The organism is Microvirga sp. HS2 (assembly GCF_055792805.1).
Genome location: NZ_JBVVAJ010000003.1, coordinates 178,097 through 194,542 on the forward strand (window position 1 = coordinate 178,097; position 16,446 = coordinate 194,542).

The following is a 16,446-nucleotide window of genomic DNA, read 5'->3' on the forward strand; positions in this document are numbered from 1 at the left end:
CGTTCTCTGCCTGAACCTTGCCCGTTTTGCTTTTTAAGCCGCCTGCTCCCGCGGAAAAGCGGAGACCACTTTTCCTCCGGGGCGCTACCAGTTACCAAGCAGCCGCACAACAGGAGATCTTGCATGGCCGAGGCCATCCCAGCGGAAAGCAGGCGTCACAGCCGCTTCTGGCTCTACACGCCCTTCATCCTGCTGCTTCTCGTCGCCGTCGCCTGGAGCGTGGCGTGGTTCGTGATCCGCAACCGCGCGGCCGAGACGCTCGACGCCTGGCTCGAGGCGGAGAAGCGCATCGGGCGGCAATGGACCTGCACCGACCGCACCATCGCGGGCTATCCGTTCCGCATCGAGCTGATCTGCAATACCCTCTCCCTGAAGCAGGGCGCGGTGACCGCGTCCTTCGGGCGCACGGAAGCCATCGCGCAGGTCTACCAGCCGCGCCTCGTGATCGCCGAGATCGCGGGACCTTTGCGCGTGAGCGACGGCAAGGTGACGCTGCAGGGCCGGTGGGATCTGCTGCAGGCGAGCATTCATGCCTCTCAGACCGGGCTCCAGCGTCTTTCAATCGCTGCGAATGCGCCGAAATTCACGCTGGCGGGGCTCCTGCCCCAGGAGATCGCAACCTCCGGACAGCATCTGGAGCTGCATCTGAGGCCCAACCCCGCCCGCGCCTCGGAAAAGGCCTACGACGCCGCCCTGTCGGTGAAGCAGGCGAGCATCCCCCAGCTCGATGCGCTGATCGGCGGCACGGAACTCACGGACCTGAACGCGGATGTCACGGCGACCCAGACGGCGGATTTTCAGGGACGCCCCCTCGCCGAGGAACTCGAGCGCTGGCGCGGCGCCGGCGGCGTGCTCGACGTGCTGATGTTGTCCGTGGCCAAGGGGCCGCGCCGCCTGGAGGCGAAGGGCCAGCTCAGCCTCGACGCGGAACACCGCCCCGCGGGCCAGCTCAATGTCGCCGCCGCGGGCCTCGACGGCCTCATCGGCAACATCACGGGCAATCGCACGGGCGGCGCTCTCCTGGGCGCATTGCTCGGGCAGAACCCGCGCGCGCCAGCCAAGGCCAACGGGCAGCCGCAGCTGGCCCAGCTGCCGCCGCTCACCCTCAGCAACGGCTTTCTGGCCATGGGCCCGTTCGTGATCCCGAACTTCAGGCTGCAGCCGCTTTATTGAGATCTGACAGGAGGGCCTGCATGAAGACGGATCAGTCTGTCCCGGAGCATCTGCGCAGCACACTCACCATGGTGAAGCAGGCATTTCCGGTATTGCCTGCGCAAGCCGAGTACATGGCTCTTCTGTCCTTGCTCTACGAAGATCTATCTGATCGCAACCTGTCGCAGGTCATGAGTCTGGCCTACGGCGTGGACGAGGAGCAGGCATGGAATGACGTGATGCGGTCCGTGACGACAGACAAGGCGGACGCCGTCGTTCTTATCCAGGTGAAAAACCGGCTCATTGGAGCCGGTTATGAATCATGGCTGAGTGAAAGCTAACCGCCCGCCACCGATCCTCAACAACGGCGCTCTTATGATGGGTCCTGCCAGGATCCGGAATGCCGGGCTGCAGCCGCTGTATCGAGGGCGTCCCTCCAATTCCCGACTCCGTCATCCCCGGGCTTGTCCCGGGGATCCACGCCTTGAAAGCGCGGTGTTTCCCAAGACGTGGATGGCCGGATCAAGTCCGGCCATGACGACGAAGGAGCAGCCTGCGGCTCGACGGATTACGCCTTGTCCTCGCGCCGCCGCCCGAAATCGGGCTCCGGCGTTTCCTGGCCCGACGAGATGATGCCGCGGCGGATGGCCCGGGTGCGGGTGAAGAGGTCGAACAGCTTGTCGCCCTCGCCCCAGCGGATGGCGCGGGCGAGCAGCGCGATGTCCTCGTTGAGGCGGCCGAGCATTTCGAGCACCGCGTCCTTGTTGTGCAGGAAGATGTCGCGCCACATGGTGGGATCGGACGCGGCGATGCGCGTGAAGTCGCGGAAGCCGCCGGCGGAGAACTTGATCACTTCGCCTTGCGTGACGGTCTCCAGATCCGCCGCCGTGCCCACGATGTTGTAGGCGATCAGATGCGGCACGTGGCTCGTGATGGCGAGCACGAGATCGTGGTGCTGCGCGCTCATGATCTCCACGTTCGAGCCCATGGCGGTCCAGAAGGCGCGCATGCGCTCGACGGCGCTCTCGTCCGCGCCCTCCGGCGGCGTGAGAATGCACCAGCGATTGTGGAAGAGCGTCGCGAAGCCCGCGTCCGGGCCCGAATGCTCCGTGCCCGCCACCGGATGCGCCGGCACGAAATGAACGCCCTCGGGCAGGTGCGGCTGGACCTGCGCGACCACGGAGCCTTTCACCGAGCCCACGTCGGACACGATGCAGCCGGGCTTCAGCCCCGGCCTCATGGCCTCGGCAACAGCGCCGCAGACGCCCACGGGCACGCACAGGATGACGAGATCGGCGCCCTGCACGCCCGCCACGAGATCGGTCGTCGCCTCGTCGGCGATGGCCAGTTCGCGCACCCGCGCCACCACCTCCTCGCTGCGGTCGATGGCGACGACTGTGCCCGCAAGGTTGAGATGCTTCGCCGCGCGCGCAATGGACGAGCCGATCAGCCCGAGGCCGATCAGCGCGATGCGGTCGAACAACGGCGTCTTATGGGGAGGTCCGAGACGCTCAGGCATTCTTGCCCCCATTCACGAAATCGCGCAGGGCCTCGACGACGAGGCGGTTCGCCTCCTCGCTGCCCACGGTCAGGCGCAGGGCGTGCGGCAGGCCATAAGCCTCGATCCGGCGCAGGATCAGGCCACGGCCGGACAGGAAGGCGTCCGCGTCCTTCGCGGTCCTGCCCGGCTCATCCGGGAAATGGATCATCAGGAAGTTGGCGACGCTCGGCGTCACCTTCAGCCCCAGCGCCTCGATTTCCTTCGTCAGCCAGGCGAGCCATTGCTCGTTGTGCGCGCAAGCCTTCGCCACGTGCTCCTCGTCCTGGATCGCGGCGATGCCGGCCTCCATGGCGGGCCCGTTCATGTTGAAAGGTCCGCGAATGCGGTTCACCGCATCGACGATGTGCGGGGGCGCCACCATCCAGCCGATGCGCAGGTTCGCAAGGCCGTAGATCTTCGAGAACGTGCGCGTCATCACCACGTTCTCCGCGGTGGCCACGAGTTCGAGGCCTGCCTCGTAATCGTTGCGGCGCACGTATTCCGCGTAAGCCGCATCCAGCACCAGCACCACATGGGAAGGGAGGCCCGCATGCAGGCGCTTCACCTCGTCGAAGGGAATGTAGGTGCCGGTCGGGTTGTTGGGATTGGTCAGAAAGACGATCTTCGTCCTGTCCGTGACCTTCGCGAGGATCGCGTCCACATCCGTACGGTAATCCTTCTCCTTCGCCACGACCGGCGTGCCGCCGGCGGCGAGGATCGCGATGCGATAGACGAGAAAGCCGTGCTCGCTGTAGATGCCCTCGTCGCCCGGACCGACATAAGCGTGGGTGATGAGCGTGAGCAGCTCGTCCGAACCCGCGCCGCAGACGATGCGGGCGGGATCGAGGCCATACTTCGCGGCGATTGCCTCGCGTAAGCGTGTGGCCGAGCCGTCCGGGTAAAGCTCCAGATGGTCGAACGTTCTGACCGCCTCCATCGCCTTCGGCGAGGGGCCGAGCGGCGTCTCGTTGGAGGAGAGCTTGTAGATTTTCGAGACCCCTGCGGCCTTGCTCTTGCCGGGCACATAGGCGTCGATCTGCATCACGCCGGGACGGGGTTCGGGACGGGCGGACATGGGCAACTTCCTAAACGATCAATGGCGAACGGGGATTCTTCGATTTCGGAGCATGTCCTCATCGGCGAACCGGCGCCCACTTCGCCGGGACATGCTCTAGCGCAGCTTCGCGATCAATTCACGCGGAAACGTTCGGCGTGGCTGCCGATCTCGGCGAGCTGGGCGAGGCTGGCGCCTGCTTCCGTCAGCTCGTGCTGGAGGCGGGCGGCCTCCACGGTCCCGGGAACGGCGATCAGCTCCGACAGGCCGTTGGCGTCGGCGGCGCTCGCCACCACCTCACCCCCGAGCCGCGTCAGCGCCTCGTTCGCTCCCTTGTGCCAGCGCTCGAACTGGGCCGCATAGAGCACCACGTCGCGCACGGCGGCGTCGGTGAGAGGCTTGGAGATGACGAAGACCGGGGTGCCCGCCGGATGGTCCGGGCGTTCGATGAAGGGCAGGCGCGCGATGACCTTCGGACGGTCCTTCTCGGCAAGCGTCCGCCACCAGGCGCCGCTGGTGGCTCCCTGGTCGAGCCGGAAGATGCCGAGATCACCCTTCGAGCCCGCCACCGCCTCGATGACGGCCGCCGCGCTCGGATGGGTGATGTAGGGCACCGTGAAGCCGAAATGGAACCGGGCCGAGTCGCGCATCGGCGCATCGCCGCCCGAGACGTCGGCATGGACCGAATAGTTGGACTGCACATAAGTGAACGTGCCGATGATCACCCGCCAGATGCTCTCCACCGTGTCGAGGGGCAGCAGGCCCTGGTGGCGCTCGGCCAGCGCCTTCATCATCGAGGCCTCGCGGCCCGGACGGAAAGCCGAGCTGAGGCCCGTCTCGGAAGCCTTCTTGGACTCGATCAGCCGGTCGATGATGGTGCCGCGCTCCATGAGCAGCCGGTGCATCGCCTCGTCGATGCGGTCGATCTCCTGGCGCAGCTCGGCAAGGGACGGAACGGGCTTCTCGCGGGTCATGGCTTCAATCTCTCGGAACGTGCGCTCTTCTTTGACCATTTTGCCGCCCTTTGTCATCCCTCGCCGAGCATGACACCCATTCCCCCTTCCTCGGGTCCTCCCTCGTGACGACTCTTCCCGTCGTTTGGATCTTCCGTCGTTTAGGACTTCTTCTCGTCATCCCCGGCCTTGAGCCGGGGATCCCCGTCTTTCTCCGGTTGCGGTTCTCAAGACGTGGGTGGCCGGGTCTGATCCCCGGATCAAGTCCGGGGACGGCCATGACGGAGAGCGGCGGAAGCGGCAGAGTGGCCGAGGGATGGCGTGGCGGCATGTTCCATCTTTGTTCTTGACAGGCTCGGCAAGCTAAGCTATATCGTGACCTGTCCCGGCTCACCGAGGGGCGCGCTCGCGAGGCGTCGCAGGTTGTGGAGCCGGGACACGGTCCCGCGCTCCAGGCCACGCAGCCTGAGCTGACGGGAGGCCCTGGCTCGGCCCAGGGGTCCGGGCATGCACAGCCGCCCGCCTGCTCCGGCGCGTCGCAGGACGCAACGGCAGGCGCGCTCGCCAACGGCATCCCGGAGCCTGCGTCGACAGTCCGCCTAAAAGAACCGTGCGCGAGGAGCCGTCGGGTTCCCCAGCCATCACCATTCTCCATCGAGCCGGACCGCTCCTCGCGCGACCCCTCGACTGCTCCCCCTCGGTGCCGACCAGCCCCGAGGCCGATCCTCCATGCCGTCCGCTCTTTGACAATCTTGCCCTGCCCTCGGGCGAATACACCGCATCGGACGTCATGTTCGTTGACGGCCGGACCTGTTCGAATTACGGCTTGTTCGGCAAACCGAACGCAGCAGCGGTTCATCCATGACCTTGTCCTCTCTCTCCCTCGAAGCGCGAAGCCAAGCCGACGACCCGTCGAGCCTTGTCATGCGCTTTGGCGCGGACGAGCCCTTGATGATGGACGCCGGGATCGCGCTCGCCCCCTGGCAGATCGCCTACCAGACCTACGGCACGCTGAACGCCGAAAGGTCGAACGCGGTGCTGATCTGCCATGCGCTCACCGGCGACCAGCATGCGGCGAACGACAATCCGGTGACGGGCAAGCCCGGCTGGTGGCGGACCATGGTCGGCCCGGGCCGGCCGGTCGACACGAACCGCTTCTTCGTGATCTGCGCCAACGTGATCGGCGGCTGCATGGGCACCACGGGCCCGGCCTCCACCGACCCCGCTTCGGGCCAGCCCTACGCGCTCGATTTTCCGGTGGTCACCATCCGCGACATGGTGCGCGCGCAGGCGGCCCTGATCGACAAGCTCGGCATCGAGACCCTGTTCTGCGTCATCGGCGGGTCCATGGGCGGCATGCAGGTGCTGCAATGGGCGGCGAGCTATCCGACACGGGTCTTCGCGGCCCTGCCCATCGCCACCGCCGCGCGCCATTCCGCGCAAAACATCGCCTTCCACGAGGTCGGGCGCCAGGCCGTGATGGCCGATCCCGACTGGCGCGGCGGACGCTACCTGCTCGAAGGCACGCGCCCCTCCAAGGGCCTCGCGGTGGCCCGCATGGGCGCGCATATCACCTATCTCTCCGAAGTCGCTCTGCACCGTAAATTCGGCCGCAACTTCCAGGACCGCAGCGCGCCGACCTTTTCCTTCGACGCCGATTTCCAGATCGAGAGCTACCTGCGCTATCAGGGCATCTCCTTCGTCGAGCGGTTCGACGCCAATTCCTACCTCTACATGACGCGCGCGATGGATTATTTCGATCTCGCCGCCGAGCAGGGCGGCTCGCTCGCCAAAGCCTTCAAGGGCACGGCCACGCGCTTCTGCGTGATCTCCTTCACCTCCGACTGGCTGTTCCCGACATCGGACTCGCGCGCCATCGTCCATGCGCTCAACGCGGCGGCCGCATCGGTCGCCTTCGTGGAAGTGGAAAGCGACAAGGGCCACGACGCCTTCCTGCTCGACGAGCCCGAGATGTTCGCGGCCGCGTGCGGCTTCATCGACGCCGCGGCCCGGGTGCGGGGGATCGCGTGATGGCATCGAGCCTCGCCGTGCCAGCCACCGACAGCATCACCGGCCACCGCCTCGACTTCCTGCTCGTCGCCGAGATGGTGGAGCCCGGCTCCCGCGTGCTGGACGTGGGCTGCGGCGACGGCGCATTGCTCTCCCTCCTGAGGGACAGCAAGAACGTGGACGGACGCGGCATCGAGCTGTCCCGCGAAGGGGTGAACGCCTGCCTCGCCAAGGGCCTGCCGGTGATCCAGGGCGATGCGGATACGGACCTCGCCGATTACCCGGACGACGCCTTCGACTACGTGATCCTCTCGCAGACGATCCAGGCGACGCGCCAGCCGCGCGTGGTGCTCGAACATCTTCTGCGCATCGGCCGCCGGGCCATCGTGTCGTTTCCGAATTTCGGCCATTGGCGCGTGCGCGTGGATCTGGCGCTGCGTGGCCGGATGCCGGTGACGGAGAACCTGCCCTATTCCTGGTACGACACGCCCAATATCCACTTCTGCACCATCCGCGATTTCGTGGAGTTGTGCCGGGACGTCGGCGCGCAGATGGAAAAGGCGGTCGCCCTCAACGCGGGCGGCACGCCCATGCAGGTGAGCCTGCCCTGGTGGGTGTGGAACCTGCTCGGCGACCAGGGCGTGTTCCTGCTCAAGCGGAAGTAAGGCGCGTCACTCCCCCGACGACAGCGGGTGCAGGTCGCGGACCATGCTCTTCAGGCGCTCGTCCAGCACATGCGTGTAGATCTGCGTGGTCGAGATGTCGGAATGGCCCAGAAGCTCCTGCACGATGCGCAGATCCGCGCCGTTCTGGAGCAGATGGCTCGCGAAGGCATGGCGCAGCACGTGGGGGCTGATCATGTCGGCGCGCAGCCCCGCGCCCGAGGCGGCGACCTTCAGGTCCCGCGCGAAGGACTGCCGGGTCAGGTAGCCGGTTTCGCTGTCAGCGGGAAACAGCCAGGGGCCCGTCCCCTTCCCCTGCTCCTCCAGCAGCGCGAGGTAGGCCCGGGCCGCGTCCCGGGCCGCGTCCGTGAGAGGCACGAGGCGCTCCTTGGCGCCCTTGCCGCGAACCACGAGGAAGCGGTCGCGGGTCCTGGCCGCGCTGCGGGGCAGAGACACCAGCTCCGAGACGCGCAGGCCCGTGGCGTAAAGGAGCTCGAGCAGGCAGGCCATGCGGGCCGCCCGCAGCCGCTCGGCGGGCGAGGCTTCCGGTCGGGTAACGCCCTCGTGGGCCGCCCGCAGCAGGCGGTCGACCTGATCGACCGAGAGAACCTTGGGCAGGGCCCTGCCCCGCTTGGGAGCCGAGACGGCTGCCGTCGGGTCGGCGGGGGCATAGCCCTCCACGTATAAAAACTTGTGGAATTGGCGGATGGCGGAGAGCCTGCGGGCGGCGGAGGAGGCCTTCAGTCCCCTCTCCTCGAGGCTTGCCATGAAGCCGCGGATCGTGGCGGCGGAGGCCGTATCGGGCTGAGCGCCTGCTTCACGGAGATAGGCGAGATAATCGTCGAGATCGCGCCGGTAGGCCTCGAGCGTATTCTTGGAAGCGCCGCGCTCGGCGGCGAGCATGTCCAGGAAAAGACTGGCCTGGCGCGCCCCGGTCATGAGGACGAGGGGGCTCGCGGGGTGGGAACCGGCACCGTGATCTCGCGGGGATCCGGATGAACGAGGGTCGCCAGCGCGTACATCGCCGCGAATCCGAGGCCCGCGAGAATGGCGACGACGAGGAGAAACCGGAAGAGCGTAGGCAATGGATCCTCTTTGAGCGTTCCTCCGGTAGAAACACGCATAGGCCGCAAAGGCAAGACCTAACCTTGAGTTGGGCCTTTCGCGGGAGACCGATAAGCCCCTGTGACAGAGCCGGGACCCGTGCTAGGACAGGGCCATGAACGAAATCAGCCGCTTCAATCCGCTCGATGAAGCCGGCGGGCAGACGGACACTCGCCGACGCGGCCACCCCCTCGGTCGCCAGCTCGGCACGCGGTCGATCGTGCTCGTCGGCCTCATGGGCGCCGGAAAGAGCACGGTGGGCCGCAGACTGGCCCAGACGCTCAAACTGCCGTTCCGCGATGCCGATCATGAGATCGAGGCTGCGGCCGGCATGACGATCCCCGACATTTTCGCCATTCACGGCGAGGAGCATTTCCGCGACGGAGAGCGCCGGGTCATCGCGCGCCTGCTCCAGGAGGGCCCCATGGTGCTGGCGACCGGCGGCGGCGCCTTCATGAACGAGGAGACCCGCCGGAACATCGCCGAGCGCGGCATTTCCGTTTGGCTGAAAGCCGACCTCGATATCCTCATGCGGCGGGTGCGCAAGCGCGACACCCGGCCTCTCCTGCGCAATCCCGACCCGGAAGGGACCATGCGCCGGCTCATGGACATCCGCCATCCGGTCTATGCCCTGGCCGATCTCACCATCGATTCCCATGAGGCGCCGCACGATCGCGTGGTGGCCGACATCATCAGGGCCCTGAGCGGCTGGTTCGACAGAGAAAAGCAGGGGAATGCCGAATGAGCAGCGTACCGGCTCACGCCAGCAGCGCATCGATGATCACAGTGCCGGTTCCCCTCGGCGACAGGGCCTATGACATCCTGGTCGGGCGCGGCCTGATCGAGAGCGCGGGCCCGCGCATCGCGGCCCTCGGCGCCCGCGCCGCGGCGATCGTGACCGACGAGCATGTGGGTCCCCTCTATGCCCAGGCCCTGAGCCAGTCTCTCGCGGCCCATGGCTTGCGCAGCTCCGTACTCACCCTTCCGCCGGGAGAAGCGACGAAGTCCTATGCCAATCTGGAGCGCGTCTGCGACGCCGTGCTCGAAGCCCGGATCGAGCGCGGCGACCTCGTGATTGCGCTGGGCGGCGGCGTGATCGGGGATCTCGCGGGCTTCGCCGCCGCCGTGGTGCGTCGCGGCGTGCGCTTCGTCCAGGTGCCCACCACCCTGCTCTCGCAGGTCGATTCCTCCGTCGGCGGCAAGACCGGAATCAATTCGCGCCACGGCAAGAACCTCGTCGGCTCCTTCCACCAGCCGAGCCTCGTTCTGGCCGATACGGCCCTCCTCGACACGCTTCCCGTCCGCGAGATGCGCGCGGGCTACGCGGAGGTGGCGAAATACGGCCTCATCGACGATGCGCGTTTCTTCGCCTGGTGCGAAGCGAACTGGAAGGGCATCTTCGAGGGCGGCCCGGAACGTGACGAGGCCGTCGCGCAGAGCTGCCGCGCCAAGGCTGCCGTCGTGGTGCGCGACGAGCACGAGACCTGCGACCGTGCGCTGCTCAATCTCGGCCATACCTTCGGCCACGCCCTGGAGCGGATCACGCGTTACAACTCCGCCCGCCTCGTCCACGGCGAGGGCGTCGCCATCGGCCTCAACCTCGCCTTCCGTTTCTCAGCCGCTCTCGGGCTCTGCGCCCTGTCGGAGGCCGAGCGCGTCGAGGCGCATCTGACGAGCGTTGGACTTCCCACGCGGCTGTCCCATGTACCGGGCGGATGCGGCACGGTCGACGAGCTTCTGGACGCCATGGCACAGGACAAGAAAGTGAAAGGCGGATCCCTCACGTTCATTCTCGCGAGGGGGATCGGACGGAGCTTCATCGCTCCGGGCATCGAGGCCGAGAAGGTCCGCTCCTTCCTGACGAGTGAAATCGACGCGCCGTCATCATGACCGAGGCATCCTCTTCCGGCGACCTCTGGTTTGCCGCCCTTGTCGTCATCTTCTGTCTTCTGCTGTCGGGCTTTTTCTCGGCGGGCGAGACGGCCTTCACCGGCGCATCCCGCTCCCGCATGCTCATGCTGGAAAAAGGCGGCGACAAGCGCGCCCGCTTGGTGAACCGCCTCCTGGAGATGCGCGAGCGCTTCATCGGCACGGTTCTGATCGGCAACAACATCGTCAATATCGGCGTGTCGGCCTTCGCCACCAGCGTGCTCGTGGCGATCTTCGGGGATGGCGGCGCCCTTTATGCGACCGCGATCATGTCGGCGCTGGTGATCGTGTTCGCCGAGGTGCTGCCCAAGACCATCGCCATTTCGTCTCCCGACAGTGTCTCGTTGTTTCTCTCGCGACCCATGTCATGGGTCGTGGCGTTCCTCGGCCCAATCGCCATCGCCATCGAGCGGCTGGTGCGCCTGATGCTGCGTCCCTTCGGCATCCGGATCGGCGAGAACACGCCGATCCTCTCCGCATCGGAGGAAATCCGCGGCCAGGTCGCGCTCCTGCACAAGGAAGGCGGCGTCGCGAAAGTGCAGCGCGACATGCTGGGCGGCCTGCTCGATCTCGAGGACCTCACCGTCTCGGAAGTCATGGTCCACCGCACCAAGATGCGCACCATCAATGCCGATCTCTCCTCGGAGGAGATCGTGCGCGAGGTTCTCTCCTCGCCCTATACGCGCATGCCCCTCTGGCGCGGCAGCCAGGAGAACATCGTCGGCGTTCTCCATGCCAAGGACCTGCTGCGCGCCCTCGACGCCGTCGGCGGCGATGCCAGCAAGCTGAAGGTGGATGCGATTGCGCTGGAGAGCTGGTTCGTGCCGGACACCACGTCGCTGCGCGATCAGCTCAAGGCCTTTCTCGCCAAGAAAACCCACTTCGCCCTGGTGGTGGACGAATACGGCGAGGTGATGGGCCTCGTGACCCTGGAGGACATCCTCGAAGAGATCGTCGGCGACATCAAGGACGAGCACGATCTCTCGGTGCAGGGCGTACGCCCCCAGCCGAACGGCTCGGTGAACGTGGACGGATCGGTGCCGATCCGCGACCTCAACCGCGCCATGGACTGGAACCTGCCGGACGAGGAGGCCACCACCATCGCCGGTCTCGTGATCCACGAGGCGCAGACGATCCCCGACACGGGGCAGATCTTCACCTTCCACGGCTTCCGCTTCCAGGTCCTGCGCAAATCGCGGAACCGCATCACGGCGCTCAGGATCACGCCTCTCGCTCTCGCCCGTGCCCGGGAAAGCTGAGGGTCACTCACGGCTTCAGGAAGCCGATCAGCGCCTCGTTGACTGTCTCGGACTCCTCCAGATGAACCCAATGGGTCGCCTGCCGGACCGGCATCGCCCTGCCGTGAGCGCAGAGCGCCAGGCTCCGCTCGCAGAGACCGAACTCCAGGAACCGGTCGCGCATGCCCCAGATCGCCAGAACCGGCATCGCGAGGGCGCCGGGTGAGCGATCCGGCGGCCTGAGCGGCAGCGCCCGGTACCAGTTCAGCATGCTCGTGAGCGCAGTGGGGCGGCTCCAGGCTTTTTCATATTCGGCGAGATCCGGTTCCGAGAACGTGCCGGGCCGGCTGGTGCGCCGGAGCGTTCGCTTGAGAACCCCGTGGTCCCATGCCGAAAACAGCATCTCGGGCAGAGAGGGCAACTGAAAGAGCCCGATATACGAACTCCTCAGCATTTGGCTCGGATGACGGCGCATATAATCGCCGGCGATAGCCGGATGCGGCGCGTTGATCGCCACGAGCCGCTCGATCCTGTCCGGGTGACGCGAAGCCGCCCACCAGGCCACGAGGCCGCCCCAATCGTGACCGACGAGAGAGCATCTGCCGTATCCCAGCGCATCGCTCAGGCCGACGACGTCCCGAGCGAGCGTATCGAGATCGTACGCGCCGCGGCCTTCCGGCTTGTCGCTGAGATTGTAACCGCGCTGATCCGGCGCGAAGACGCGAAAGCCCGCCTTCGCCAGTGGCTCGATCTGATAGCGCCAGGCCCACCAGAATTCGGGAAATCCGTGCAGCAGGATAACCAGGGGACCATCCTTCGGACCGGCATCGATGCCGTGAAGCGTGATTCCGTTGACCTCGAGACGGATGCCTGGTGTGTGAGGATCGATCGCGTGCACGATGCTTTCCCGAGACGTTGAAACCACGTTCATGCGGGCGCGGCTGCGGCCTCCCGCACCACCTGCCCTGCTGGCTCTTCCGTGGCCATGAACTGCGCACGGGCAAGCTCCGCGAAGCGTCCGCCCCTGGCCACGAGCTCGTCGAAAGTCCCCGTCTCGACAACGCGTCCCTGGTCGAAAACCAGGATCCGGTCGGCATTCCGGATGGTGGCGAGCCGATGGGCGATGACGAAGGTCGTGCGCCCCTTCATGACCTCGTCGAGAGCCCGCTGCAGCTTCTGTTCGGTCGCCGCGTCGAGGGCGCTCGTCGCTTCGTCGAGGATCAGGATCGGCGGATTCTTCAACAAGGCGCGCGCGATGGAGAGGCGCTGTCGCTCGCCGCCCGACAGGGAGCGCCCGCGTTCGCCGACGACCGTGTCGAGCCCTTCCGCCTGACGGGAAATGAACTCGATGGCCTGTGCGCGCTTCAGGGCTTCGATCATCTCGGCATCCGTCGCATCGGGACGTCCGACCTGGAGGTTCTCCCGGATCGTGCGGGCAAAGAGCATCGGCTCCTGGAACACAACCCCGATGTTGCGCCGAAGGGAAGCGAGAGACAGGTCGCGGATGTCGTCGCCGTCGATGCGGATGCAGCCGGATTGCGGGTCGAAAGCCCTGTGCAGGAGACCGAGCGTCGTCGATTTGCCCGAGCCGGTCGCGCCGACCAGCGCCACGTTCTCGCCCGGCCGGATCGCGAATGACACGTCCTGCACGGCGGAACGCTTTCCATCATAGGAGAAGCTCACATCGTCGAACACGACCTCACCGTGGAAGCGATCCACGGCCTTGGCGTTCGGACGATCGTGAACGGCGGGCGTCGTATCGAGAATTTCGAAGAACTCCTGCAGCTTCGGCGCCTGCATGAAGAGCTGGTTGACGAAGCTCACCGCCTGCTCCAGGCGCCCGATCAGCATCGTGGCCATGCTCATGAACATGACGATCTCGCCGATGGTCGCCAGGCCGCTGAGATGCAGCCAGGTGCCGAGCAGGAAAATGGCCGTGACCGTGATCGTCGCCGAGGCGCGGGAGGCCACGGAGGCGAGCGCCCACCAGGACAGAACGGGATTTTGCGCCTGCAGCAACTGCTGGATGATCACGCGCAGCGACCGGCTCTCGGCCTCGATGCGCGTGAACGATTGAATGACCGGCACGTTTCCGAGGGCGTCGGAGGCGTGCTCGGCGAGATTGGAGTGATAGCGCTCGACAGTGCCCTGCAGGGTCTCGGTCTTGCGCAGCACGACGGCGGTGAGCACCGCAAAGACGCCGACGAGCACCACGAGGAGCAGCCCCAGCCGCCAGTTCAGGAAGACGGTGAGCGGCAGGAGCACCACAAGAGCGATGAGCGCCGAGAAGTGCTCGCGGAAGAAGCCGAGCCAGAGCCAGGACATGCCACCCGAGCCTTCCAGCATGACCTTCAGTACACGGCCTGAATGGGTGGTGGTGTGAAAGGCCAGCGGGAGTTCGAGGACATGCTCGAAGTAATTGGCCACCACCGCGAGACGGCGGCGATGAGCCAGCCGGTCCGCATGGAGCGCTACGAGAGCGCCCGCGCCGATGGAGAAGAGGCCGAAGGCCACCCACGCCAGGATCAGGGGCATCAGCACCGGGAAGGTGACGGGCGCCGAGCCCGGGATCTGTGCGCGGGTCAGAACGTCGATGATGCGGCCGAAGAGGATCGGCTCGGCAAAGGCCGATATGGCGAGCGCGACATTCGCCAGGGCAAGCAATGCGCCAATCCTCAGGTCCGACCCGAGTTGGCCCAGAACGCGTACGTAAAGCCTGATCAACCGCATGGGATCAACCTGCCAGCACGGCGAAATTCAAGGGGAGAACTCCTCTCGCCGCAGGGAGTTTCGTAATCCTGTTCGCTTGCGCTGCCAAGACCGCGCTCCATCGACGCCTCATGATTGACTGGCCTCGTGGCCGTGGCTGGCCTTCTTGAGGCGCTTGCGAAGACTTGCCATCCATCTCCGCCGCGGAGGCGTGGTCCGCTGATGGCGGGGCTTCGCCAGAAGGATGGCGCCCTCCTCCGTCTTGCGGATGTGAAGCGTGCGGGTGTGGAACTCCTCGAGGCCCGGCCGATGGCCGATGGACATCACCGTTGCACCTTTCAGCTCGTTCTCAAACAGAGACAGCATGGACGCCTGGTTTTCCTCGTCCAGGGCGGAGGTCGCCTCGTCCATGAACACCCAGCGCGGCTTGTGCAGGAGGACCCGGGCGAAGGCGACGCGCTGCTGCTGGCCGAGCGACATGGTCCTGTCCCAGCGCTCATCCTTGTCGAGCATGTCCACGAACTCGCCCAACCCGCAGCGCTCCAGGGCGGCGCGAGTATCGGCGTCGTCGAAGGTAGTGGGCGAAGCCGGATAGCTGAGCGCTGCTCTGAGCGTGCCGAGGGGGAGGTACGGTCGCTGCGGCAGGAACATCATCTCGTTTCCCGGAGGCACGCGGATCGTGCCCGAACCCCAGGGCCAGAGCTCCGCAATCGCCCTGAACAGCGTGCTCTTGCCGGCTCCGGATTCGCCCATGATCAGCACCCGCTCGCCGGGCCGGATCTCCGCCGTCGCATCTTCGATGAGAATGCTGCCGTCGCTCAAGGCGATGGAAAGGCCCTCGAAGCTGAGCCACCCCTTGGGATGGGACTGGATGTCGATCTTGCCGTTCTCGGCCGTGACTTCCTCGAGATCGATCGCAGCCTGCCGGAAGGTGGCGACGCGCAGCACTGCCGAGCGCCAATCCGCAATCTTCGGAAAGTTGTCAACGAAGTAGCGCAGGGCCGCCTGCACCTGATTGAACGCACCGACGACCATCATCATGCCGCCGAAGGACAGCCGTCCGCTGAAATAGCCCGGCGCCGCCGCCAGGATCGGCACGACGATGGCGAGCCAGCCGTAGCCTGACGTGATCCAGGTCAGGCGAGCAAGGGCGCCGGACAGGCGACGCGTCGCCTTGAGAACCGCCTCCACGAATTCGTCGAGATTGCGCCGCTCGTCGTCTTCGCCGTTGTACAGAGAGACGCTCTCCGCGCTTTCGTTGACGCGCACGAGAGCGAAGCGCAGATCGGCCTCGCGGGCATAACGGACCGTGTTGAGCCGGATCAGCGGACGCCCGACCAGCCAGGTCAGTCCGGAGCCGATGCCTGCATAGCCGATGGCGACCCACACCATGTAACCGGGAATCGTGATCTCGTCCCCATGGATGACGAAAGTGGTCGCGCCCGAGAGCGTCCACAGGACGCCGATGAAACTGATGAGGAGGAGGAAAGCCTGCAGCATGCCGACCCCGAGTTCGGTCGAAAGCTCGGAAAAGAGACGGCAATCCTCCTGCAGCCGCTGATCGGGTTGATGGCCGGCCTCCCCCATGAAACCGAGCTGGTAGGCATGATTGGGCTTCAGCCAGAGATCGAGCAGCACCTGCGTCAATCTCTGCCTCAGGCGGATCTTCAGCCGTTCCTGCAGCCAGGTCTGCCCCACGACGAGGGCCAGCAGCGCGGCAACAATGACCGCGAAGACGAGAAGCTGGTCGAAGAAGGCCGCCGTGTTGCGCTTCTCCACCGCATCGAAGAATGCGCCGTTCCATTGGTTCAGCCGGACCTGACCCACCATGTTGCCGATGAGAACGACGACGATCGCGATGGCGAGCCGCGTCATCGGCCAGCCTTTCCGGTTCCGGACCATGTCCCGGAACAGGAGGAGCAGTTCCCGACCGATGCTGGGCGCTAATTCGCGGTGGACACCCGCGTTCTGAGGTTCGGACTGGTGAGCGGCGGCATGATCCGCCTCTTTCGCGAGCGTCGTATCCTGACCCGGCCCGACCTCCTGAGCGCTTCCAGTCGCAGGGGGCGGGGGCATCTGTTTACCCAACTTGGGA

15 protein-coding genes are annotated in these 16,446 nt (G+C 66.0%); 7 read left to right on the forward strand and 8 right to left on the reverse strand.

The window, feature by feature from the left end; all coding sequences use genetic code 11:
- The first annotated feature begins 123 nt into the window (after positions 1-123).
- Both ACS5Q0_RS04675 and ACS5Q0_RS04680 read left to right on the forward strand, forming a co-directional pair.
- Positions 124-1,173 carry a DUF2125 domain-containing protein gene (locus tag ACS5Q0_RS04675; protein ID WP_473125435.1) on the forward strand — a complete coding sequence of 350 codons (1,050 nt, stop codon included), beginning with the start codon at positions 124-126 and terminating at the stop codon, positions 1,171-1,173.
- 20 nt (positions 1,174-1,193) lie between these two features.
- Positions 1,194-1,493: a hypothetical protein gene (locus ACS5Q0_RS04680; protein ID WP_473125436.1), complete on the forward strand. Its 300-nt coding sequence runs from the start codon at positions 1,194-1,196 to the stop codon at positions 1,491-1,493.
- A 227-nt stretch (positions 1,494-1,720) separates the two neighbouring features.
- Here the strand turns inward: ACS5Q0_RS04680 and ACS5Q0_RS04685 are convergent, their stop codons facing one another.
- The 3 genes from ACS5Q0_RS04685 to ACS5Q0_RS04695 form a co-directional block, all read right to left on the reverse strand.
- On the reverse strand, positions 1,721-2,671 hold the full coding sequence (locus ACS5Q0_RS04685; RefSeq protein ID WP_473125437.1) for a prephenate/arogenate dehydrogenase family protein: 951 nt from the start codon (positions 2,669-2,671) through the stop codon (positions 1,721-1,723).
- Positions 2,664-3,767, reverse strand: coding sequence for a histidinol-phosphate transaminase (hisC, locus tag ACS5Q0_RS04690; protein ID WP_473125438.1), 1,104 nt, complete (start codon positions 3,765-3,767; stop codon positions 2,664-2,666). The genes ACS5Q0_RS04685 and hisC overlap by 8 nt, the downstream gene beginning before the upstream one ends.
- Positions 3,768-3,880: 113 nt before the next feature.
- Positions 3,881-4,720 carry a chorismate mutase gene (locus ACS5Q0_RS04695; RefSeq protein ID WP_473125439.1) on the reverse strand — a complete coding sequence of 280 codons (840 nt, stop codon included), beginning with the start codon at positions 4,718-4,720 and terminating at the stop codon, positions 3,881-3,883.
- Positions 4,721-5,560: 840 nt separating this feature from the next.
- On the opposite strand from ACS5Q0_RS04695, the gene metX reads away from it, so the two are divergent.
- Together metX and metW are read left to right on the forward strand one after the other, a co-directional pair.
- On the forward strand, positions 5,561-6,730 hold the full coding sequence (metX, locus tag ACS5Q0_RS04700; protein WP_473125440.1) for a homoserine O-acetyltransferase MetX: 1,170 nt from the start codon (positions 5,561-5,563) through the stop codon (positions 6,728-6,730).
- Complete coding sequence (gene metW / locus ACS5Q0_RS04705) at positions 6,730-7,374, forward strand: methionine biosynthesis protein MetW (protein ID WP_473125441.1); 645 nt, start codon at positions 6,730-6,732, stop codon at positions 7,372-7,374. Before metX ends, metW begins: the two co-directional genes overlap by 1 nt.
- Positions 7,375-7,380: 6 nt before the next feature.
- On the opposite strand, the gene xerD is transcribed toward metW, so the two are convergent.
- Entirely contained in the window at positions 7,381-8,310 is a 930-nt protein-coding gene (gene xerD / locus ACS5Q0_RS04710; protein ID WP_473125442.1) for a site-specific tyrosine recombinase XerD, read from the reverse strand.
- A complete protein-coding gene (locus ACS5Q0_RS04715) occupies positions 8,307-8,456 on the reverse strand; it encodes a histidine kinase (RefSeq protein ID WP_473125443.1) in 150 nt (49 codons plus the stop codon). The genes xerD and ACS5Q0_RS04715 overlap by 4 nt, the downstream gene beginning before the upstream one ends.
- A gap of 134 nt (positions 8,457-8,590) precedes the next feature.
- On the opposite strand from ACS5Q0_RS04715, the gene ACS5Q0_RS04720 reads away from it, so the two are divergent.
- From ACS5Q0_RS04720 to ACS5Q0_RS04730, 3 genes are read left to right on the forward strand one after another with little or no spacing between them, the layout of a single operon-like run.
- Positions 8,591-9,220 (forward strand): shikimate kinase, encoded by a 630-nt coding sequence (locus tag ACS5Q0_RS04720; protein WP_473125444.1) that lies wholly within the window; start codon positions 8,591-8,593, stop codon positions 9,218-9,220.
- On the forward strand, positions 9,217-10,365 hold the full coding sequence (gene aroB, locus ACS5Q0_RS04725) for a 3-dehydroquinate synthase (RefSeq protein ID WP_473125445.1): 1,149 nt from the start codon (positions 9,217-9,219) through the stop codon (positions 10,363-10,365). Before ACS5Q0_RS04720 ends, aroB begins: the two co-directional genes overlap by 4 nt.
- The gene (locus ACS5Q0_RS04730) at positions 10,362-11,663 is read left to right on the forward strand and encodes an HlyC/CorC family transporter (RefSeq protein ID WP_473125446.1); all 1,302 of its coding nucleotides are present in this window, start codon (positions 10,362-10,364) and stop codon (positions 11,661-11,663) included. The genes aroB and ACS5Q0_RS04730 overlap by 4 nt, the downstream gene beginning before the upstream one ends.
- 7 nt (positions 11,664-11,670) lie before the next feature.
- Here the strand turns inward: ACS5Q0_RS04730 and ACS5Q0_RS04735 are convergent, their stop codons facing one another.
- The 3 genes from ACS5Q0_RS04735 to ACS5Q0_RS04745 all read right to left on the reverse strand — a co-directional run bounded on the left by ACS5Q0_RS04735 (position 11,671) and on the right by ACS5Q0_RS04745 (position 16,427).
- Positions 11,671-12,573, reverse strand: a complete 903-nt coding sequence (locus ACS5Q0_RS04735; protein WP_473125447.1) for an alpha/beta fold hydrolase — start codon at positions 12,571-12,573, stop codon at positions 11,671-11,673.
- The gene (locus ACS5Q0_RS04740) at positions 12,570-14,372 is read right to left on the reverse strand and encodes a glucan ABC transporter ATP-binding protein/ permease (RefSeq protein ID WP_473125448.1); all 1,803 of its coding nucleotides are present in this window, start codon (positions 14,370-14,372) and stop codon (positions 12,570-12,572) included. The genes ACS5Q0_RS04735 and ACS5Q0_RS04740 overlap by 4 nt, the downstream gene beginning before the upstream one ends.
- 108 nt (positions 14,373-14,480) lie before the next feature.
- Positions 14,481-16,427, reverse strand: a complete 1,947-nt coding sequence (locus tag ACS5Q0_RS04745) for an ABC transporter ATP-binding protein/permease (protein ID WP_473125449.1) — start codon at positions 16,425-16,427, stop codon at positions 14,481-14,483.
- Between the last annotated feature and the right edge of the window lie 19 nt (positions 16,428-16,446).